This is a genomic window from Desulfatibacillum aliphaticivorans DSM 15576 (genome assembly GCF_000429905.1).
Classification (GTDB): Bacteria; Desulfobacterota; Desulfobacteria; order Desulfobacterales; family Desulfatibacillaceae; genus Desulfatibacillum; species Desulfatibacillum aliphaticivorans.
The window spans coordinates 71,071-91,972 of record NZ_AUCT01000021.1; the positions used below are offsets into that span (position 1 = coordinate 71,071).

A 20,902-nucleotide genomic window follows, 5' to 3' on the forward strand; every position below is an offset into this window, starting at 1 on the left:
AAGCAACTCAATGGCAGATAGCCCAAACAAACCATCCAAGCTGGATGATTCGTTTCTGGCGGGGCTTGCGGACTTAAAAAAAGTCGGCCGCTACGAAATTATCTATAAGATTGGGCAAGGCGCTGCAGGCATTGTATATCTGGGGCGCGATCCCTACATCAAACGGTACGTCGCCATTAAGATCTCCCGCCCCACCTCCGAACGAGGCAAGGAGCGCTTTTTTGTGGAAGCCCAGTCCGCCGGCCGCCTGAACCACCCAAACATCGTGGCGGTCTATGACCTGGGGGTGTACAACGAGTTCTGCTACATCACCATGGAGTACGTGGAAGGCCACACCCTGGAAAAGGTCTGCCGCGCCAAAAAGCTCCTGCCTCCCCGCCAGGCCCTGGAAACCATGTTTTCGGTGGTCAACGCCTTTGATTACGCCCACAAGGAAGGCATCATCCATCGGGACATCAAGCCTTCCAATATTATGGTGGACGTCATGGGCAACGCCAAAATCACGGATTTCGGCACCGCCCAGATGACCGAGGAAACCTCTGAGATGGGCGTCTGGGGCACCCCCAGCTATATGTCCCCGGAACAGCTTCAGGAAGAGGACATAGGCCCATTTTCCGATATTTTTTCCCTGGGGTGCGTGTTTTACGAAATATTGACCGGCAAGCAGGCTTTTCCCGGAAACAACAATTTTTCCATCATGTATAAGGTCACCAACGAAGAGCCGCCTCCCATCTCCACCCTTCGTAAGGACCTGCCCCCGGCCGTGGATCAAATCCTGAAAAAAGCCCTGGCCAAGAAAAAGCAAGATCGTTACCAAAGCTGCATGGACTTCGCCTACGACCTCAAGTTCGTACTCAGGGGCCTGGGCCATTCCCGCGCTCCCAAAAAGGATAAGGTGCAGGACGCCATCGACTTCATCCATAACGTGCCTTTTTTCCGGAACTTTACAAAAGGACAGGTGGCTGAGGTGGCCAATGTTGGGGAAATCCTGAAGTTTGAAAAAGGGCAGGATATCGTCAAGGAAGGAGAGATTGACGACCATTTTTTCATAATTTTATCCGGCAGAACGAAAATATCAAAAAGCGGCCAGCAGGTGGCCGTACTCAGTTCCGGAGAATGCTTCGGCGAAATGGCTTTTATCGCCTGCCAGCCCCGGGTGGCCACAGTCACCGCCGACACCGACTGCATGCTCATGCGCATTTCCGCCACCTTATTTGACCGTTCGCCCCCGCCCGTCCAACTCCGCTTTTTCAAAAATTTCGCAACCATCCTGGTCCGCAGATTCTCTTAAAAAATCTTCTACCTTGCATGGCGAATGGCCATGACCGCTTGGTTGCGCAGGGTTTTGATGTAGTTGTGGTGCTCGCCGCCGATGACCACGCCCGGCTGCTCCCGGTCCATGTAGAACATGCCGATGCACTGGTTATTGACCACCACGGGGTACAGGGCGAAAGCGGGCGCCAGGACGGCGTCGATATACCATTTGGGCAGCTTGCCCTTTTCGTGCAGTATTTTTATGTCGTCGATCCTGATGTCCTTTTTTTGTGCGACGCACAACTGAAACACATCCCTGGGGTTATTGGGGGCGCCCACGTCAAAGCTGAATTTTTTAAGCAGATTGTCCATGTCCAGGCCAAAGCCGAAACGGGCGGTCATCGTGGTTTTTGTATTGTTCATGACCGCAAACAACACCCGTTGAAAGCCAAAACCCCGATACATGGTTTCCAGCACCATAAAAAGCATGTCGTTGAGTTTGTACTCCTCCAACATGGCGTTGGTGATTTCCTGGATGCCCGTGATCAGCACGCTGACCTGCTCCTGGGTCTCGGAGAGGGAGGGCTCCTGGAGGGGGGCGCCGGGTAAAGGCGCGCCGGGAAGGGCGCCTGGAACGGCTTCTGCAGCCGGAACGACCGTTGCAATGCCTTCATCTTCAATGGCTTTGATGAAAGGGCTTTTTTGGACGTCAATGTCTAAGATATTGGCGTATTTTCCGATCATATCCTTGGCGCCGTGCAGCAGGCCCTCAATTTTTTTGGTGGAAAGGGGAACGCTTTTTTGGTAGCGCCGGGCTATGCTATCCAGTACTTTTTTTCTGTCGTTTCCTTTGGAATTGCTCACAGCCTCGCAGACCTCATTGGAGAGATTGGATAGATTCCGCAGCATTTCCTCCGGAGTTTTGGGGCGATCCACATTTCCGGGCGGCAGGGTGCGCAGGGTCTGGACGATTTTATCCGGGAACTTCCAGTTTTTAGCCACCGCCATGCCAAGTTCTTCAAACGAAACGCCCAGAATGGATTTGGAGGCGTGCTTCTCGCTAAGATCCTTTTGGATCATCCGTTTTTTGATTTCGTCATACTCGTCAGGCAGATAAAAGGCGGCCAAATGCCTGCCCAGATTGTGCAGCATGGCGCAGACCAGGGCTTCTTCCACTCCCTTCATCTGCATGCTGTCTCCAATTTCCTTGGCGATCATGCCGCTCATAAAGGCCTTGACGGAAGCGTCCTTCAGGTCCTCCCGCTGGCTTTTGTTCTGGATGTGATCGAAAAGCATGAGGCTGGCGGCGGCCATGCGGACTTCTTCAAAGCCCAGAACCACCACGGCGCGGCTGACAGTGGTTATTTTGCCGGCGAACTGTCCGTAAAAGGCGGAGTTGACCAAACGCAGGAGTTTGTTGGTCAGGGAAAAATCCTTGAGAATCACCCGGGAAAGGTCGGCCGCCGAGGCCATGTTACTGCCGGCCATGGAGGCTTTTTTGTTGATCTCAATGACATTGGAGGAAAAAGTCGGGAAATCCTTTTTGTAGCGCATGCGTTTCAGAATGAACTCCACAGCGCTGTTGGATTCCGGATTCCCGCCCATGCCATGCCCGTCTTCGTCGGATTTCAGCCAGGCTTCCAATTCCGCTTTCATGTCATCGGCGAAGGAGTATCTGTTCTCCAGGGCTTTTTCCAACGCTTTCAGCACAATGCGGTCCAGCTTGTCGTCTACGTTGGAGTTGATGGAAGACGGCTTGGGCGGCGTTTCGTAAGCAATCTGATACAGCACTGCGTAGGCGTTTTCGCCGGAAAAGGCAGTCCTGCCGGTTAGCATCTCAAACAGGATCACGCCCAGGGAAAAAATGTCCGCCTGGGGGGTTAAAGGCCCTTCAACCCCATGCTCAGGCGACATGTAGTTGACTGTGCCGGCCATTTGCCCGGACTGGCTTTTGGCGTCGGTCATCATGATGGATATGCCGAAATCCATGATGCGGGGCGTGTCGTCCTCCTCCACCATGATGTTGTTGGGGCTAAGATCCTTGTGGATAATGCCGGCCTTATGCGCGCTGCCAACCCCGGCAAGGATTTTAATCATCAGTTTGACAGCCCGAGACACCTTCAACGGCTTCTCCTGGGCGAGGATTTCCTTTAGGGGCTTCCCTTCGATATGCTCGAATACAAGATAGGGGCGATCCCCGTGCGACCCGGCCTCATACAAGGGGGCCACATTGGGATGCTTCAACTTGCTGACGGTTTTGGCTTCCTTGATAAGCCGTTCCCGTTTTTCCAGGCTGATATTCCGGTAGGCATCCAGGGTTTTTATGGCGACTTCTCTGCCAAGATTGGGATCCTGGGCCAAATAGACGACGCCCTGGGCGCCTTTGCCTAATACTTTTAAAATTTTAAAACGGCCGATTTTGACTTGGGTCCCCTGAGCAGGCGTCCTGTCTTTTTTATAGCCTGATCCATTGGCGGCGGCAGATTGCATGGATGGTCCTGTCTGAACAAAGTGAATGCCGATTATACCCAGGGCCGAACGCCGCGCCCTCTGATGGTTGAAGAAGGCATGGTCGTTAAATTAACTGAATTTACGGGATGCAAAAAACGGGCCGAAGCCCGGCGCAACTAAATAGACTGGAATGGGGGCGATTTTGAGAAGTACAGGAATCCGTTTTTGTCAAAATAATGGCAATCATTCCTATCATCCCCAAATAAAGGAGGGGGTTCCCTTTTGCATCTGCAATCCAATCCGGCGCCTTTTCCTGGTATCGGCGCCTTTGCGGGCTATCTTGATCCCCCAAAAAAACAAAATCTGGCATTTCTCCCCCATATGGGGGATTGCATTCCGGCAATGGAATGCTTTTATTATGCCCAGCGATGGATAAATGATCCTGGTTTGCAAGGAGGAAAAATATGAGCGGGAAAAAAAGCACCGTAGACATTTACAAACTGCTTGAAAAGTCCAATTGCAGGGAATGCGGATATCCCACATGCATGGCCTTTGCAGCGGCTGTTTTTCAGGGCCGAAGCCACCTGAAAGATTGTCCTCGTCTGGACCCGGCCGTGGCCGAGGCTGAAGGCGGGGCTCCGGCCAAAACCGTGGATCCCGGTGAGGAAATTAACAAAGCCCTGGAGGAGTTTCGGGCGCAAATGAAGGATGTGGATCTTGAGGCCAGGGCCAAGGTCCTGGGGGGGCGCTACGCCAATGGCCGATTGATCCTTAAAATCCTGGGAAAAGACTTTGGCGTGGACAACGCAGGCAAAATCCATACAGACATCCATGTCAACCCCTGGGTGGCGGCGCCTTTTTTCGCCTATGTGCTTCATGGCCAGGGGGTGGAGCCCTCCGGGGAATGGATTTCCCTGCGGGAATTGGAGGGAGGGCAGCCCTTATACGGCTTGTTCGTCCAAAGGGTTGAACAGCCTATTAGAAAGGTGGCGGACGCCTATCCCGATCTCTTCGCCGACATGGTGGACCTTTTCGGCGGCAAAGAGGTTGAGCCTGCTTATCAATCGGACATCTCCGTGGTTCTGCAGGTTTTGCCCAAGGTTCCCATTATGGTTTGCTACTGGAGGCCGGAAGACGGCATGGAGTCCAACTTCAACCTGTTTTTTGACGCCAATGCAAACAAAAATCTCCCGACGCAGGCTTTGTACACCCTGAGCGGAGGCCTTGGGAACATGTTCGAAAAGCTGGCTTTGCGACATGGAGTCGCCGTGTAGAGACTTGTTAAACCCTATGTTTGATTTTGGAGGCCCGGCGCTTTGCCGGGCCTCCTTTTTGTCGAGTGATGCATTTTGATGTATTGTTGGGAACAATTTCTGGTTTTTATCAATATGAAAGCAGCTATGCTGCCTGTGCGCCCTTAAACCGGAGGAAAACCCCGCGTTCCTCCTATAAAAATCCCATCAAGACCAGCCTTGTCGGCATTTCCAGGCATGGACACATTTTCGGTTTCATGGTAATCGTTGTTCACTATCGGGAAAACTGAAGCCGGATCAGAACGCCGCCTCCGGCGGTGGTATGCAGTTTTAACAACCGCGGATCCCTGTAATTATCATTTTGCTATAGTTGTTTATCCTCCTTAAGGAAGAATACAACCCTCCGCGAGGAACCAATGAAGAAGGTGTTGCTGGTGGAAGACAGCCCCTTGTTTGGGGACACTGTCAAAGCCGCCATAGAGGACGAGTTCGAGTGCCAGGTCATGTGGGCCCAAACCATGGCCGACGCCCAGGCATTGCTTGAAAAGCACAACGGCGATTTTTGCGTCAGCGTTTTGGATTATAACCTGCCGGACGCCTCGGATGGCGAGATTTTGGATTGCGTCCTGGCCTGGAACATTCCCTCCATTGTTTTTTCCGGAATTTTTGAGGACGACGCCCGGGACTTTATCTGGTCCAAGAGGGTGGTCGACTACGTCCTCAAAGGCGGGCCCGAAAGCATTGAGTACCTCATTTCCCTGATTCGTCACATTTTTCACGCCCGAGAAACCAAAGTTCTGGTCGTGGATGACTCCCGGGTTTTTCGGGCCATGGCCTCGGAATTGCTCTCTGTGAGGCAATACCAGATTTTTCAGGCGGAAAACGGCCGGGAAGCCTTGGAGATTATGGAAGAGCATCCGGACATCCGCATGGCGATCATAGACTACTATATGCCGGAAATGGACGGCATAACCCTTACCAATGAGCTGCGCAGGCGCTACAACCGGGATCAACTGGCCATCATTGGGGTGTCTACGGAGGGCGGCGGCATGATTTCCGCCCAATTTATCAAAAGCGGCGCCAATGATTTTCTGAACAAGCCCTTTTTGACAGAGGAGTTTTATTGCAGAATCACCCAGAACATCGATTTGCTGCGGCATATCAAACGGGTTAAGGAGCTTTCCAGCCGGGATTACCTGACCAACCTGTTCAATCGCAGGTCCTTCTTTGAATACGGTCAAAAGCTCTATGCCTCGGCAATGCGCGATCAAACGGTCATCGCCGTAGCCATGCTGGACGTGGATGAATTCAAAAGCGTCAACGATTCCTTCGGCCATGATGCGGGGGACGAGGTGCTCAAGACCGTGGCCGACACCCTCATGGAGTCTTTCCGGGAAACCGACATCGTCTCCCGATTCGGCGGGGACGAGTTTTGCATAATCATGGCGAATCCCGACCAAAACGAAGTGCCCGCGCTCCTGGAAAGAATCCGCACGGCCGTGGAGAATAAATACATAGAAGTGGACGGCCAACAGGTCAATGTCAGTATCAGCGTGGGCGCCTGCACCGAGTTATGCGACTCCCTGGACATCATGATCAAGAAGGCGGACCAAATGCTGCGGCAGGCCAAACGCGCAGGTAAAAATAATGTGCAATTGATTAGCGCGTGTTAGCGTGCACCCTTTTGCTGCCAGGCGAAGCTGCGGAGTAATCCGGAAAAAATCAAGCGCAATTCCGCTTAGTAAAGCGGCGCTTCAACACCCCAAGCCGACAAGCAATATCCTGAGTACCTTACTGAATTCCGAGTGAAAATCCATGTCCAGATGGGGCAGGGGCGCCTTGGACATGACTTCCTTGCAAATTTCCGAAGGCTCGGAAAGCTGCTGCAGGCCGATCATCAGGCTAAAGCTCCAGACCAGGATCTTCACGCCCGCGCCTGGCTTCAACGCCGGGAAATACTGTTCGATCATATTTCCGGTTTGTTCCAGATTGGAGTTTAAAAAAGTTTTATACTCCAGAGCCGCTTCATAGCTGATGTTTTGTTCCAGGATGGCGCTGGTGATGGACGCCAAAGGACGCATGAGAGGAGCCATTTCCAAAATGGCGGTCACCGAATCGGAGAATGTATCCATCGATCGCGGTTCTTCCGAGGCAAGGGCCTGTTCCAAGGCTGCGTTAGCCTGGGTGAAAAACACGGAAAAATTCTGCTTGGAAAGCTCAAGAAAAACCTCTTCCTTGGTCTTAAAATAGAGAAACACCGTTCCTTTGGCCATGCCGGCGGCTTTGGCCACATCAATCATTTTTATGTCCTGAAAATTGGAAGAGCGAAATAGCCTGGCGGCCGTATCAATGATCAGTTGGCGTTTTTTTTGTTTGTCTCCGTCACTGACGGCCCTTTTGAGCGACATGAACTTTCCTTAGAATAATAAGCTGATAAAATGCCTCCCGGCCGGTTTGCCAGGGAGGCGCAAAGGCCATTATCTACCTGTCCGAAAAGGAAAAATCAAGCTCCCATCAAAAATGGAGCCGTGGGAGGCAAAAAGGCCGCCTTCTGCGCGGGCTTATTCCGAGGTGGATTATGTTTCACTGACGGACCATGCGCCTTTTTCATCCTTGCAAAGCCTTAGGATCAAATTTTGCTTTTCTCCTCCCACTTCCCCTTTGAATTCCAACAGCCTGCATTCTTTGCCACTTTCGTCAGCCTTTGCCAAAAGTTTGATAGTTCCGTGGTTGCCGCTTTTGGCATTTTTCCAAGTTCTAAGGGTTCCGATCTTATCTTTTTCGATGATTTCCGCCGATTTTTGAGCCAGCAGCTTTTTGTCTTCCTCGGTCAGGGCCTTCAGCTCATCCGGCCATATCCAGCCGGTAAAGGTGGAGCCCATGGACTCCATGAGTCTCAGGGGCGAGGTAAGCACGCCCGTAATCATGCCGCCCACGGCGCCCTGGCCGGCTTCCTCCCCAACCTGGCGGGCGTTCCGGGTGATTGCCTCGGCCTGGTCCAAAAGCCCGGGCAGCGCTTCCCGGGTGGTTTTCACTTCCTCCAGTATGCCGGGGACCAGCGGCCGCGTTTCCTTCACCTCCGTGGAAGCGGCCTGAACCGCGTCGGAGGCCTTGTCCAGGCTGGCTATGACCTTCGGCACGTCTTCCCTGATGGCCTTGGACTCAGCCAGAATCTTCGGGACTGTCTCCCGCACCTGCCGCACTTCCGCAAGAATTTCAGGCATGGAGGCCTTGGGTTTCTTTTTACGCTCCGGGTCCGGGGGCGCAATGGCCAGGATCATCTTCCGGGTGGCTTCCACCTCTTCCAGCACGGGAGGAATCTGCTCCCGGATTCTGCCCGCCTCGGCCGTAACTTCCGGAATAATAGCCCGATAGGCCTCCACCTCGGCAATGGCCTTGTCGACGGTAAGGCGCACTTGCTCCACCTCTTTGATGATGTCCGGAACCTGCTCCCGGATTTGAGCAACCTCCAGAATCACGGGCTCTATGCGTTGGCTGGTGGATTCCACCTGGGCTAACAATTGGGGAATTTGTCCATGGATTTGAGAAACCTTATAGGAAAAATAAAAAATGGACAGGCCAAGAAAAAACAAGCTGGCCGATAATAGGATGACTCCGATCTTTCCGCCCTTCTCCATGCAGATTCTCCACTCGATATTAGCGCCAATATTTCCATGAAATCTGATACATAACACATATTACGCCGTGTGGGCAAAAATCTTTAAAATTCACGGCCAGTAAAGCTATACAGCCCTCATGCCAAGTTGCTCTCATTGGAGTAGTTATCGTATTTTCCAATTTTTCAAGACCTACTTTGGAAGAATTATAGGATGCGAGAAGGCGGCGGCAGCCTGAACAGGGTGGCTCAGGCAAGGCTTTTTTTGCCTGGGTTCGAAGAACAAAAGGTGCGACCGGGAAAGAATACAGAAGGAGGGTAAGCTCGGCGGACGTTAGGATTTGGTTGAATCTGTGCTTTTGTCTTTGGATAGTGCTTTCGACCGCAGCAGATTAATGGTTTCTCTCACCCCAAAGGCCGCTCCTACTGCGCTAACGCGCCCAGGCAGGATACTGCTCTGCCTGGGCCACCCACTATCATCGGCAGCGGCATAAATCGTCATCCCTGCAAGGGTGGGCCGCTTTTCCGGATCGGCCCGCAAGCCGGGACCCAGCGTTATTTTGGATTTGCCTTGGAATATCGATAGTTGTCTGAAAACAACTTGCCACCATCCTGGCTTCGGTATCAAAAAAAGAGGGGAAGACCGAAACCCCGGCCTTCCCCTCTTTTGAAAAGCATAAATGGCAGGCTATTTCATTTTATCGGGAAAAAGCGACCGCACGCCTTCCTCCGAAGCCTTGCAAAGCCCTCTTTCCGTAATAAGCCCGGTTACAAGACGGGCGGGAGTCACGTCAAAGGCCACATTAAGGGCCGGGCTTTCCTCCGGCGGAACCAATACGTCCACAAGATGGCCGTCATGCAGGCCCCACACCTTTCTGACTTCGTCCGGGTCCCTGTTTTCAATGGGGATGTCTTTTACGCCGTTTTTCATTTCCCAGTCAATTGTGCTGGAAGGCAGCGCCACGTAAAAGGGAACGTTGTTGTCTTTGGCGGCCAGGGCTTTTAAATAGGTTCCCACTTTGTTAGCCACGTCTCCGGTATGGGTCGTTCTGTCCGTGCCCACAATCACCATATCCACCTTGCCGTGCTGCATCAGATGCCCGCCGGCGTTATCGGTAATGATGGTGTGGGGAACTCCGTGCTGTCCCAATTCCCATGCGGTCAGCCTGGAGCCCTGGTTCAGGGGGCGGGTTTCGTCCACCCAAACATGCACGTCAATCCCCTTGTCAAAGGCGGCGTAAATGGGCGCCGTGGCGGTTCCGTGGTCCACGCAGGCCAGCCAACCCGCATTGCAGTGCGTGAGGATGTTGACCGTCTTGCCATTCTTATTTTTACTGATTTCTTCAATAAGCGGAGATCCGTGCACGCCGATCTGGCGGCAATTCTTCACTTCCGCTTCCGTAATCTCGATGGCTTTAGACCAGGCGGCCTTTATCCAATCTTCCACATTCGATTTTTCCAGGATTGCCGCTTCCATGGCTTTCACCGCCCATTCCAGGTTGACGGCGGTGGGCCTGGCGTTGCTGATTTTAAAGCACTCCTCCTTGAGATATTGGAGAGGATTTTCCGCATCCTTCATGTTAACCACGGCAAGGTAAACTCCCCAGGCGCCCGTGGCCCCGATCAGGGGCGCGCCTCGCACGTACATGTCGCGAATGGCCTGGATGGTTTTTTTCACGGTGGTCAGGCCCACAATTTCAAACCGGTGCGGAAGTTTGCGCTGGTCAATAATCTCGACGGTTTCCGGGTCGTGCTCATTAGGCCATATGGCCCTGTACCACTTTCCATTGACATTCATGATTTCAGACCTTTATTCAAAAAGTGAAACAAAATTAAAGAGGTTGACGTCCACCAAACCCTTGTCCGTAATTTTCAACTCAGGAATAACCGGCAACGCTAAAAAACTCAGGCTCATGAACGGATCTTCCGCCTTGGCTCCCAGCTCTCCGGCTGTTTTCATCAAAGCGTCCAGGCTATGCCGCACCTGCTCCATGGGTTGGTCGCTCATGAGGCCCGCTATGGGCAAAGGGCAGACGGACAAAGCCTTTCCCCCAGCTGCAGCGGCCAGCCCTCCGCCCATGTCCGCTACGGCTTTAACGGCGGCTTTCATGTCAACGTCGTCAACCCCGACAACAATGATATTGTGCGAGTCGTGGGCCACGCTGGAAGCCAGGGCGCCTTTTCGCAATCCAAAGCCGTTGACGAATCCAAGCCCAATGTTTCCGGTCCCTTTATGACGCTCCACAACAGCGATTTTCAGAATGTCATGGGCGGGGTCTGAAAGGGCTTCGCCGTTCTTTTGCAGTACATCCCCAGTCATGGCCGCCGTCACAACCTGATCGGGAATCAGCTTGATGATGCGGGCTTTCCCCGATCCGGCTTTGATGGTGAAATCCAGGCTGTCCAGGTTCACGTTCATGGAACTGGTCTGGGGCCTGGGGGGCGGGTCCATGGGGGACGGCAGGCCGCAGCCGTCTTCCACAACCTTAACGCCGCCGGAGTACACGTCCTGCACGTGAAAATCCACAAGATCGGGTACGACCAACAGGTCCGCCCGCATGCCGGGAGCGATTCCGCCCCTGTCCCTCAGGCCGAAATATTCCGCCGTGTTCAAGCTGGCCATGCGGATCGCCGTCACCGGGTCCACGCCTTGCCGGATGCTTCGGGCCACCATAATGTTGATGTGGCCCTTCTCCAAAAGGTCGTAGGGATGCCTGTCATCCGAGCAAAACATGATTCTGCGGCTGTTTTGCTCCGTGACGATAGGCAGCAGGTCGTTCAGGTTCTTGGCGCCCGTCCCCTGGCGGATCATGATGCGCATGCCGCTGGCCAACTTCTCCAGGGCTTCTTCCGGGGTGGTGCACTCATGATCGCTTGCCGCTCCGGCGGCCAGATAGGCCTGCAGATCCGCACCGGATAAACCCGGCGCGTGGCCGTCCACGGTTTTTCTATGCGATTTTGCGGCGTTTATTTTTGCCAGCACTTCCGGATCGCGGTAGATGACGCCAGGGAAATTCATCATTTCGGCCAAACCCACGATTTTCGGATGCTCCAGAAACGGCAGGATGTCCTTGGTCTCCAGGGATGCGCCGGCGGTTTCCAGGTGCGTGGCCGGCACGCACGAGGGAACGGCGTAGAAAATGCCGACGGGCGCTCCTTCCGCCGCTTGAATCATGTATGAAACGCCATCCACGCCCATCACGTTGGCTATCTCGTGGGGATCGGCGATGACGGCCGTGGTTCCGTGCAAAATAACCGTGCGGGCGTATTGATACGGGCTGACCATGGAGCTTTCAATATGAACATGAGCATCAATAAGGCCGGGCGTTAAAAAGCGCCCCTCAAGGTCAACCGTTATTTTGGCGTCGCGAGAGTCAAGGGCTGCAACCTTTCCGCCTTGGACGGCCACGTCCCCTTTTTGAATTTCGCCTGAAAAAACATTAACTATCTGTGCGTTTTTTAAAACAAGGTCGCAAGGGATGTCTCCCCTGGCGGCGGCAATAACTTGATCGTCTATCATTGTGTTTGATGTTCCAAAATAAGGTGTAGAAAATTATTCATCCGGCGGGATAAACTGGACCTGGTTTCCCCCGCTTCGCTTGGAGTTGTACATGGCCATGTCGGCCCGCTTTACGCAACGCTCCATTTCCTCTCCGGGGGAAAACTCGGTAACTCCTATGCTGACGGTGACTTTGGCCGTTTCTTCTTCACTAATTGGCAGGCGAAGTTGATCAATGTCGTTTCTGAGGCGCTGGCCTGCAATAATCGCTTGTTCGCCCGAGGTTTCAGGCAATACAACCGCAAACTCCTCGCCGCCGTATCGAAAAATGGAATCCGCCACGCGCAGGCAGTTTTCCGTGGCTCGGGCGATGCTTTTAAGCGCCTCGTCCCCGGCAAGATGCCCGTATGTATCGTTAAACTTTTTAAAGGAGTCCACGTCAAAAAACAAGAGGGACAGCACCCGCCCGTAACGCTCCGCGCGGTTGGCCTCCGTGCTTAACTGCCTGTAAAAATGCCGCCGGTTGTACAGGTTGGTCAGCCCGTCCGTGATGGACAATTTTTTCAACTGCTCCATCAGGGCTTCCCGTTCCTTCCAGAGTCTACGCTCCCGAAAAACTCTCTGAATGCGCGCCTTCAACTCCGGCAGCCTTACGGGTTTCAATAAAAAGTCGCTGGCGCCCCTTCCTATGGCTTCCTCATAGGTATGGCTGTCCGCAAAACCGGTCAGGACCACAACGTCCGCGTCAAAACGCTCCTTGACGGCGGCCGTCAATTCCAGTCCGTTCATGTCCGGCATGTGGATATCTGTCAGGACCAGTTCGACGGGATGCCTTGCAAGTATTTCAAGGGCGCTTTCAGCGCTCGGCGCTGCAGCGGCTTTATAACCGGCCGTGAGGACCATTTCGTACAGGGCCTCACGGGCCGGTTTGTCGTCATCCACTATCAAAACGCTTTCCAATGGAATGCTTTTGTTTTCCACTATTTTTTACGTTCCGAGAGGCCCAATGGGCTGATAGTAAGTAAATAACAGGGGGTGATTAGGATAATATTAAATTACCATACCACCGTCCACTACAATAACTTCTCCCGTGGTGAAGGAAGAAGCGTCCGACACCAGATACAACACGGTTCCGGCCATTTCCTCCGGAACGGCGTGGCGATGCATGGGGATGGCGGACGTTGCATGATCGTAGATCTCTTTATTGGTAAACAAAGCGCTGGCGAACTTGGTCTCCGTCAGGCCGGGCGCCAGGCCGTTGACGCGAATTCCGTGGGGCGCCAGCTCCTTGGCGTAAGCCTTGGTCAAATGGATAAGGGCGGCCTTGGTGGTGGAGTAGATGCCCTGGAACTCCGCAGGCCGGATGCCGGCGATGGAAGCCACGTTGACGATGGCGCCCTTGGTCTGGGTTTCCATCATGAGCTTTGCGGCGTATTGAATCATGAAAAAGGGGCCCTTGACGTTGACCGCCCATGTTTTATCCCAAACCCCTTCGTCAGCGCCGAGCATATCTCCAAAGTACGGATTGGCGGCCGCATTGTTCACCAAAATGTCGATTTTGCCGAACCGCTCCTTCACCTCCGCAAACAAAGCATCCACTTTATCCACATACCCCATGTTGCAGGCGAGGGGGGTGGCTTCGTAGCCCTTTTCCTTCATTTTGGCGGCCACGGCTTCCAAGGCTTCCATTTTTCGGCTCACCAGAATGCAGTGGGCGCCGTACTGCCCCAAGGCCATGGCAATAGCTTCACCAATGCCTCTGCTGGCGCCGGTGATAAGTGCATACTTGCCTTTAAGGGAAAAATCTACCATACTAAACCTCCTTGATTGAATATATGAAGGGCATGCCCGCTTGTTGGAAGAGGCGGTTTTCACAGTTGGATTATAATGGCGCCAAGTCGGCTAGCTTGTCAATCATAGTAGAGTTCCAAAGATTTTTTGATGGGGCTTCCGGCCGGCGGCAAGGCCCGGCCTGAAAGGATAAGAAGGCTATGGACTTTCACCATTTGCCGAATGAAATAATGGGGGTCTCGATTGTCTTATGGATTGTCCTTGCAGTTGTTTGGGCGATAATCCTGATCGCTCTGATTCGCCTGCTAACAAAAAAAAGCGCGGATAAATCCTCTGGCGGCATGGGGTTCATGGCGCCCGAAGTGAAGGACTACCTGGCCGGTCAGCCGTCGCCGTCTTGGCAAGAGTATCGGTCCGGCAGCGATGCGTCTCCCCCGCCTCCCCCTGAAACGCCCAAATTGCCGAATTATAAACAAGCCGGGCCGAAAACCTTTTCCGTAGCCGCGTTTATGATCGTGGTCGTGTTGGTCATGGTTTGCATTTTGGTGGTGTTCAGATCGCACCAGGCCAGGGAGCATGAAGCCCGAATGGCCCAAAGGGCCGCCTTGGAGCAGTCGGCAAAAGAAAGAAAGGCCGACATCGCCGGGAATCGGGCGAATGCAAAAAAGCCTCCCCAGGCGCATAAGGAAAAAACCGTCGACCAAAAAGCGCTGGAACTGACCAAACACGGGACCCTTGCCTTTCGCGAGTCTGACTATGATCAGGCGGAGAAGGACTTCCGGCAGGCCCTGTCCCTTATTCAGAAGTCCGAGTCTTTGGCTTCCAGAGCTCTAATAGGGGCGTACAACAATCTGGCTTTCGCCTTGGAAAAACAGGATCGGGAAGACGAGGCGGAACTCTATTTTTTAATGGCTTTGAAGGAGGCTGAGGATCGAAACAAGCCTGATGACCTGGGCGTGGCCCATGCAAAGCAAGGCCTGATTCGGATACAAATCAGGCAGGGGCGCCTGGATAACGTGGAAGCCATGTACGACGACGCCATCAGGATTTGGGACGTTCAACGCGGCGAAGGCAACGGCAATTCCATCAGCCTCATGCTGGACAAAGTCCGCTTTTTGGATTCCATAGGAAAGAGCGGGGAGGCCGCCGAACTGCTGGAAAAGGCCAGGGCTTTTCGGAAAATGCATGATCCTCCCCCCAAGCCCGTTTACGACGATGAGGGCAGCCAGGTGGTCAACCTTTCCATCGCCCTTAAATTCAAGCCGGTCCGGCCAAGCTCAAAAGGCCCCAACGGCGCATGGATTCCAGGCACGGACTCGCTATCGCCCATTCGGCCTGAGGGGGTCATAAAGGAGCCGGATTACCAGGGGATAGAACGCCGGTACGGCGCCATGGAGTTGGGCGTACCCCGCTTCACCTATTATTTCGCCCTGGACAGAAGCTCCGGCCCCCACCCCGTGATCTATTTTGACAAAAACCACAACGGGGACCTTTCGGACGACGGCCCCCCGATTCTGAATCAGGGAACCGGGTTTTTTGCGGCCGCCGTCAGTATTCCGTTTTCCACAATTCACGAGCGGTACAAGGGTAAAGAATCGTTCAATATTTGGTTTTACATGAGGGAAAACGACTGGGACGGCGCGGCCAGCCATTACAGCCAGACCCAGTTGCGCGGCTCGGTGACAATTCAGGATCAGACTTACACAGCATATCTTACGGACACCCGGATCAATGACGGGGATTTTACCAATGACGGCATTTATCTGGACATTGATGAGGACGGGAAGATAGATTCGGAGACGGAGCACATTGGCTTCGGTCAAACCCTTGATTTGGGAGGCCAAAGCTATCGTTTTTTGATCACGCCATAGCATAATAATTAAGGTCGGGGCTTGCCGCCGGAGAAACCCGGCAAGGCGCCAAAGCCTTATAGGAGGGGAAAGCAGCAATCATGGCAGAGATGTACCCAAAACAATTTTCCGAACATGTGTGGATACTCGTAAATCAGGGATACCCGATTTTTTTAGTCAAAGGAAACAAGGAATGCGCTTTGGTGGAGGGCAGCCTGTCGTGCGCCGCCCCCATGGCCATGGCCCAGTTTCAGGAAATTGGCGTGGACGTTCCGCTAAAATATCTGCTGGTGGCTCACGAGCATTCGGACCACGTTTGCGGCTTTGTGACCCTGAAAAAAGAAAGCCCTGAACTCATTATTGCCGGCTCGCAGATTGCGGCGGACATCCTGGCCAAAGAAAAGGTCATGACCAAGTTTGTCATAGAAGACAAGGTGTTCGGGGATGTGTTGCTGGGCCTGAATCTGGTTGATTCCAGCCCGGAAATGCTTCCGCCGGAACCCATGGTCCTGGACGAGATCATAGAGCCGGGGCGGGTTTTGGATCTCGGAGGGGTGACTATAGAGGCCATTGCAACGCCCGGTCACTCGCCGGGCAGCCTGTCTTTTTTTGTAGAGCCGGACAAAACCCTGCTTATGTCGGACGCCGCCGGCCTGGGGGGAAGCCTGACCCAGGTCTACCCCATGTTTTTTTATAGCTTTGAAAAGTCTGTGAAGTCTTTGAAAACGCTCAAGGCGACCAATCCCGAAAGGCTCGCTCTTGGGCACGACCTGGTTGTGGAAGGCGCGGACGACTGCCAGGCTTTTCTGGATCGCGCCATTGCCGCAACATACGAAATGCAGGCGGACATGAAAGAGCAACTGGCCCAGGGGCGTACGGAAGACGAGGTCGCTCTGGACTGGGCTCACAGGATGCACGCCTTTGGGATGTTTGAGCTTTTTCCTGACGAAAATCTGATGTCCTACACCAGCCTTTTGCTAAAAAGGGCTTTGGAAGCCTGATCGGCTGCTTTATGAAAGGACCCGCCCATGATCGAAGCAATTACCAGCCCCATTTTAATTTGGTTTATCATTGGCTTGGCTCTGATTCTTGCAGAGTTCGCCGTGCCGGGCATTATTTTGATTTTTTTCGGCATTGGCGCCTGGGTGGTCAGCGCCATGTGCGCGGTAATTGACGCCTCTCTGAACACCCAGTTGTTCGTGTTCTTGATCTCCTCGGTTCTTTCATTGGCGCTTTTGCGGACATGGGTGAAAAAAACCTTTGTAGGGAACGCCATGGACGGGGAAAGCTCTTTTAACAGCGACGAGCTTGTGGGTCAAAAAGCAGTAACCGTTCATGAAATCAAGCCGGGTTTTACGGGCAAAGTGGAGTTCCGGGGCACACGTTGGAACGCTGTGGCCGATGAGTTGATAGAGGAATCTCAGCCTGTGGAAATCGTTCGTCAGGAAAACATTACGCTTGTCGTAAAACCAATAAAAAACGCTGACCAATAGTCATAACCAAAATAAATAAGGAGAAAGCAGATGAACTTAAGTCCTACGAGCATTATTTGGTCCCTCATAATACTGGGGACGCTGAGTTTGGTGGTTATTACTCTTTTTAAAACCGCTCGAGTCGTTCCTCAAAAGTCGGCGTTCATCGTGGAACGGCTGGGAAAATATAGAAAAACCCTGGAGGCGGGCTTTCACATTTTGTGGCCGTTTTTTGACTCCGTGGAATACAAGCACACTTTAAAAGAACAAGCCATCGACGTGCCGCCCCAGGCCTGCATCACCAAGGACAACATCGCCGTGGAAGTGGACGGGATTTTGTACCTTCAGGTGGTGGACCCGGTCAAGGCTTCCTACGGCATTAACAATTACCAATTTGCGTCCACCCAGTTGGCCCAGACCACCATGCGCAGCGTCATCGGCAAGCTGGATTTGGACAAAACCTTTGAAGAGCGCGACTCCATCAACAACGCCATCGTGGACGCCGTGGACAAGGCTTCGGACCCCTGGGGCGTAAAAGTCACCCGGTACGAGGTCAAAAACATCCTGCCGCCCAAAAGCATCAAGGACGCCATGGAAAAACAAATGCGCGCCGAGCGGGAAAAGCGCGCCATGATCGCCGAGTCCGAAGGCGAAAAGCAGGCCAAGATCAACCGGGCCCAGGGCGATAAGCAGGAGTTGATTGAGCGGTCCGAGGGCGAAAAGCAAAAGCGAATCAACGAAGCGGACGGTAAGGCCCAGGAAATTTTGCGCATCGCCGCGGCTACTGCCCGGGGGCTTCGGGAAATCGCCGACGCCATCAACCAGGAAGGCGGCATGAACGCCGTGAACCTGCGCATTGCGGAAGGCTATCTTCAGGAATTCGGCAAACTCGCCAAGGAAAACAATACCATGATCGTCCCCACGGACCTGTCCGACGTGTCGGGCGTGTTGGCGGCCATTGGCTCCGTTTTAAAAGACACCAAGACAATAGGCCAATAATCAGACAATGCTTACGCGAATGGAGGAGGGGAAAGCATGACACAGGAGAAGCAACGTACGGCCTTGGTAATTTATCATTCCAACACGGGCAACACCGCCACCCTGGCGAAAGAGGCGGCCGCAACGTTGGAGGACATGGGCTGGGCCGTCAATCAGACGCCATTGGAAAAAGCCCCCAGGATTTTTCCCGGCGGAAACCCGGACCTGCTTTTGATGGGTACGCCCATTCATTTTTGGCAAGTTCCGGTTCCGGCCATGGAAATGATTCGGAATCTGCCTAATTTTCCGGGCGCCGGGGCCTTTGTTTTTTTAACCTACGGCACGGTTTTCGATGGAAACGCTCCGCACCAATTGGCCGTGGAAGTGGAGAAAAAGGGCGCAAAGGTGCTTGGCGGCGCCTCTGTGCTTTCGCCCCACAATTTTAAGATGACTCCGGACCAACGGCTTGGCGACCTTTATGACGACTTTGGCAAAGGCCAGCCCGACGCCCGGGTTCTGGCGGATTTTCGGGCCGCCGTGCGCTCCGTAGCCGCCAAGGTGGAAAGCGGCGTTCAGGACTTTGATATTAAAGACTTGCGCTCCCCCAAGCCTGTGATTACATTTCTGGACGGCCTGATGCCGGTGTCCATGCAGAAAAAAGCCCTGCCCAAGGTGACGTGGGTGGAGGAATCCTGCAAAGATTGCGGCATGTGCGTCGAAAATTGCACGACGGGAAGCATCAGTTCGGTAAATGGCAAGATCACGACCAATCACGATACGTGCTATCGGTGCTATCAGTGCTTGTGGACGTGCAAGTCCAATGCCCGGACCGTAAACTTGTCTGCCATGGCCGGCGTGTTAAGAGGCTTAAAAAAAGCGGTTAAGAATCCGGGGACCCGGATTATGGTCTAAATATTAAGCAAACAGCAGCCAGGTTTAATTGAAGAAAGAGTCCAAACGCCTTTCCTTCAGGGAAGCATTCAGAGAGTTCGCCCCCCTTAAAAAGGCCTTTGTGGATAACTGGAAGGGCTTGGCTGTAGGACTCCTGTGCCTGACCCTTGTGGACGGGATCCAGCTTTACATGCCCTTTATCATCAAAGACGCCGTGGACGCCCTCACACGCAGGGTCGCCGCGGCGTCCGATCTTTTATCCTATGCATTGCTGATTCTCTGCCTGGCCGGAATCGCGGGCGCCGTGCGATACATCTGGCGCACCCTGCTGCTGGGCCACGCCCGGATTGTGGAGCGCGGTTTGCGCGCCCGCCTGTACGGCCACATCCAGACTCTTTCCGCTTCGTTTTTTCAGGACATGCCCACCGGCGACCTCATGGCCCGGTCCACCAACGACATCAACTCCATCCGCATGGCCACGGGCATCGGCCTGGTTTCCCTGCTGGACGGCACCCTTATGGCCGGCGCGGCCATCTGCATCATGGTCTACATCCACCCGCTTCTGACCCTTATCGCCATGATTCCGGCGCCATTGGTTGTTTTGGCGAGCCGGCGCTTCAGCCGCAGAATGGCCGCGGGATACGAAGCCACCCAGCGCAGTTTCGGCGATGTGACCGAAAGGGTGCGGGAGGCCTTTGCAGGCATCCGGGTGGTGAAAGCCTACGGCCGCGAGGAATGGACCCGGCAGCGGGTGCACGAAAAAAGCCAGGATTACGTGGCGGTGAACCTGCGTCTGGCCAAAAGCCTGGGCATGTTTTATCCGCTCATGGCCATCTTCACCAACGTGGGGCTGGCCGTGGTGGTGGGCCTGGGCGGCAGGCTGGCCATTATGGACCAGATCAGCATCGGCGACTTTGTGGCCTTTACCGTATACCTCAACCTGCTTACATGGCCCATGATGGCCATGGGCTGGGTGACCAATCTGGTGCAGCGCGGCGGTGCGTCCATGCGGCGCATCAACGGTATATTGACCACCATGCCGGAGATCGTCAGCCGGGCGCCGGACGACGGAAAGCTCATCCTGGACGGCGGAATTTCCGTTAAGTCGCTTAATTTTCATCATCCCGGCGTAAAAGCACCGGCCCTGGACGATCTAAGCCTGGAAATCCCCAAAGGCTCCGTCACCGCCATTGTCGGCCCGGTGGGCTGCGGCAAAAGCACCCTGCTGCATACCCTGGTGCGCCTTATGGACCCGCCCGAAGGCGCGGTGTTTTTCGACGGCAGGGACGTCCACGACATCCCCCTGGGCCAGCTTAGGCGCAGCCTGGGCTTCGTCACACAGATCGCCACGGTGTTTTCCGATTCCATTGAAGCCAACGTGGTGTTCGGCCGGCCGGACATATCCCGTGAAAGGGCTTTGGAAGCCCTGGCCGCAGCCAGCTTTGACCAGGAAGTCCTGGAGATGGAGAAGGGCCTGGACACCCTGGTGGGCGAGCGGGGCATCACCCTGTCCGGGGGCCAAAGGCAGCGTTTGTGCCTGGCCAGGGCCATGGTGGAAGATCCGCCCATTCTGATTTTGGACGACGCCTTGTCCATGGTGGACACCCGGACCGAGGAAAAAATCGTCAACCAACTTTTGTCCCACCGCCAGGGCAGGACCACCATTTTGGTGACGCACCGAATGTCCACCCTAAAGCGGGCGGACAACATATTCGTGTTGGATAAGGGCCGCATCGTTGAGTCGGGCAAGCATCAGGATTTGATCGATCATAACGGCCTGTACGCGGCTTTGTACCGGCGGCAGCAATTGAGCAACGGGTTGTAATCATGCGCGGAGAATTCGGACA

General features: G+C 54.0%; 17 protein-coding genes. 10 read left to right on the plus strand and 7 right to left on the minus strand.

The features are described 5' to 3' along the window. The first annotated feature begins 10 nt into the window (after positions 1-10). Positions 11-1,291, plus strand: coding sequence for a serine/threonine-protein kinase (locus G491_RS0118035; protein WP_015948501.1), 1,281 nt, complete (start codon positions 11-13; stop codon positions 1,289-1,291). Between the two features lie 8 nt (positions 1,292-1,299). Here the strand turns inward: G491_RS0118035 and G491_RS0118040 are convergent, their stop codons facing one another. Further along, positions 1,300-3,744 (minus strand): serine/threonine protein kinase, encoded by a 2,445-nt coding sequence (locus G491_RS0118040; protein WP_028315581.1) that lies wholly within the window; start codon positions 3,742-3,744, stop codon positions 1,300-1,302. 243 nt (positions 3,745-3,987) lie between these two features. On the opposite strand from G491_RS0118040, the gene G491_RS0118050 reads away from it, so the two are divergent. From G491_RS0118050 to G491_RS0118065, 3 genes are all read left to right on the plus strand, one after another. Then, complete coding sequence (locus G491_RS0118050; protein ID WP_028315582.1) at positions 3,988-4,173, plus strand: hypothetical protein; 186 nt, start codon at positions 3,988-3,990, stop codon at positions 4,171-4,173. Beyond that, a complete protein-coding gene (locus tag G491_RS0118055; protein WP_028315583.1) occupies positions 4,170-4,979 on the plus strand; it encodes a DUF3786 domain-containing protein in 810 nt (269 codons plus the stop codon). The genes G491_RS0118050 and G491_RS0118055 overlap by 4 nt, the downstream gene beginning before the upstream one ends. 395 nt (positions 4,980-5,374) lie before the next feature. Then, positions 5,375-6,631 (plus strand): diguanylate cyclase, encoded by a 1,257-nt coding sequence (locus G491_RS0118065; protein WP_028315585.1) that lies wholly within the window; start codon positions 5,375-5,377, stop codon positions 6,629-6,631. A gap of 81 nt (positions 6,632-6,712) precedes the next feature. Here G491_RS0118065 and G491_RS0118070 read toward each other — a convergent pair whose 3' ends face one another. The 6 genes from G491_RS0118070 to G491_RS0118095 form a co-directional block, all read right to left on the minus strand. After that, positions 6,713-7,366 carry a TetR/AcrR family transcriptional regulator gene (locus G491_RS0118070; protein WP_028315586.1) on the minus strand — a complete coding sequence of 218 codons (654 nt, stop codon included), beginning with the start codon at positions 7,364-7,366 and terminating at the stop codon, positions 6,713-6,715. A 168-nt stretch (positions 7,367-7,534) separates the two neighbouring features. Then, positions 7,535-8,596, minus strand: coding sequence for an RT0821/Lpp0805 family surface protein (locus G491_RS0118075; RefSeq protein WP_015948496.1), 1,062 nt, complete (start codon positions 8,594-8,596; stop codon positions 7,535-7,537). Between the two features lie 666 nt (positions 8,597-9,262). Next, positions 9,263-10,372 (minus strand): S-methyl-5-thioribose-1-phosphate isomerase, encoded by a 1,110-nt coding sequence (gene mtnA / locus G491_RS0118080; RefSeq protein ID WP_015948495.1) that lies wholly within the window; start codon positions 10,370-10,372, stop codon positions 9,263-9,265. A 12-nt stretch (positions 10,373-10,384) separates the two neighbouring features. Then, a complete protein-coding gene (ade, locus tag G491_RS0118085) occupies positions 10,385-12,094 on the minus strand; it encodes an adenine deaminase (protein ID WP_028315587.1) in 1,710 nt (569 codons plus the stop codon). 33 nt (positions 12,095-12,127) lie between these two features. Then, positions 12,128-13,054: a diguanylate cyclase gene (locus G491_RS0118090; protein ID WP_015948493.1), complete on the minus strand. Its 927-nt coding sequence runs from the start codon at positions 13,052-13,054 to the stop codon at positions 12,128-12,130. 69 nt (positions 13,055-13,123) lie between these two features. Then, entirely contained in the window at positions 13,124-13,885 is a 762-nt protein-coding gene (locus G491_RS0118095; RefSeq protein ID WP_015948492.1) for an SDR family oxidoreductase, read from the minus strand. Between the two features lie 329 nt (positions 13,886-14,214). On the opposite strand from G491_RS0118095, the gene G491_RS0118100 reads away from it, so the two are divergent. The 6 genes from G491_RS0118100 (at position 14,215) to G491_RS0118125 (ending at position 20,880) form a co-directional block, all read left to right on the plus strand. Continuing rightward, complete coding sequence (locus G491_RS0118100; protein ID WP_169829465.1) at positions 14,215-15,735, plus strand: tetratricopeptide repeat protein; 1,521 nt, start codon at positions 14,215-14,217, stop codon at positions 15,733-15,735. Between the two features lie 80 nt (positions 15,736-15,815). Beyond that, complete coding sequence (locus tag G491_RS0118105) at positions 15,816-16,715, plus strand: MBL fold metallo-hydrolase (RefSeq protein ID WP_084511577.1); 900 nt, start codon at positions 15,816-15,818, stop codon at positions 16,713-16,715. 27 nt (positions 16,716-16,742) lie between these two features. Then, positions 16,743-17,207: an NfeD family protein gene (locus G491_RS31375; protein ID WP_051327358.1), complete on the plus strand. Its 465-nt coding sequence runs from the start codon at positions 16,743-16,745 to the stop codon at positions 17,205-17,207. A 30-nt stretch (positions 17,208-17,237) separates the two neighbouring features. Beyond that, complete coding sequence (locus G491_RS0118115; protein WP_028315591.1) at positions 17,238-18,185, plus strand: SPFH domain-containing protein; 948 nt, start codon at positions 17,238-17,240, stop codon at positions 18,183-18,185. 36 nt (positions 18,186-18,221) lie between these two features. Beyond that, the gene (locus G491_RS0118120; protein ID WP_028315592.1) at positions 18,222-19,076 is read left to right on the plus strand and encodes an EFR1 family ferrodoxin; all 855 of its coding nucleotides are present in this window, start codon (positions 18,222-18,224) and stop codon (positions 19,074-19,076) included. A gap of 28 nt (positions 19,077-19,104) precedes the next feature. Then, entirely contained in the window at positions 19,105-20,880 is a 1,776-nt protein-coding gene (locus tag G491_RS0118125) for an ABC transporter ATP-binding protein (protein WP_051327359.1), read from the plus strand. Positions 20,881-20,902: the final 22 nt, after the last annotated feature.

Bases quoted from the DNA above. Each gene is read 5' to 3' on its own strand.
- G491_RS0118035 (WP_015948501.1), top strand. From the start codon at position 11: ATGGCAGATAGCCCAAACAAACCATCCAAGCTGGATGATTCGTTTCTG.
- G491_RS0118040 (WP_028315581.1), bottom strand. From the start codon at position 3,744: ATGCAATCTGCCGCCGCCAATGGATCAGGCTATAAAAAAGACAGGACG.
- G491_RS0118055 (WP_028315583.1), top strand. From the start codon at position 4,170: ATGAGCGGGAAAAAAAGCACCGTAGACATTTACAAACTGCTTGAAAAG.
- G491_RS0118065 (WP_028315585.1), top strand. From the start codon at position 5,375: ATGAAGAAGGTGTTGCTGGTGGAAGACAGCCCCTTGTTTGGGGACACT.
- G491_RS0118070 (WP_028315586.1), bottom strand. From the start codon at position 7,366: ATGTCGCTCAAAAGGGCCGTCAGTGACGGAGACAAACAAAAAAAACGC.
- G491_RS0118075 (WP_015948496.1), bottom strand. From the start codon at position 8,596: ATGGAGAAGGGCGGAAAGATCGGAGTCATCCTATTATCGGCCAGCTTG.
- mtnA (WP_015948495.1), bottom strand. From the start codon at position 10,372: ATGAATGTCAATGGAAAGTGGTACAGGGCCATATGGCCTAATGAGCAC.
- ade (WP_028315587.1), bottom strand. From the start codon at position 12,094: ATGATAGACGATCAAGTTATTGCCGCCGCCAGGGGAGACATCCCTTGC.
- G491_RS0118095 (WP_015948492.1), bottom strand. From the start codon at position 13,885: ATGGTAGATTTTTCCCTTAAAGGCAAGTATGCACTTATCACCGGCGCC.
- G491_RS0118100 (WP_169829465.1), top strand. From the start codon at position 14,215: ATGGCGCCCGAAGTGAAGGACTACCTGGCCGGTCAGCCGTCGCCGTCT.
- G491_RS0118105 (WP_084511577.1), top strand. From the start codon at position 15,816: ATGGCAGAGATGTACCCAAAACAATTTTCCGAACATGTGTGGATACTC.
- G491_RS31375 (WP_051327358.1), top strand. From the start codon at position 16,743: ATGATCGAAGCAATTACCAGCCCCATTTTAATTTGGTTTATCATTGGC.
- G491_RS0118115 (WP_028315591.1), top strand. From the start codon at position 17,238: ATGAACTTAAGTCCTACGAGCATTATTTGGTCCCTCATAATACTGGGG.
- G491_RS0118120 (WP_028315592.1), top strand. From the start codon at position 18,222: ATGACACAGGAGAAGCAACGTACGGCCTTGGTAATTTATCATTCCAAC.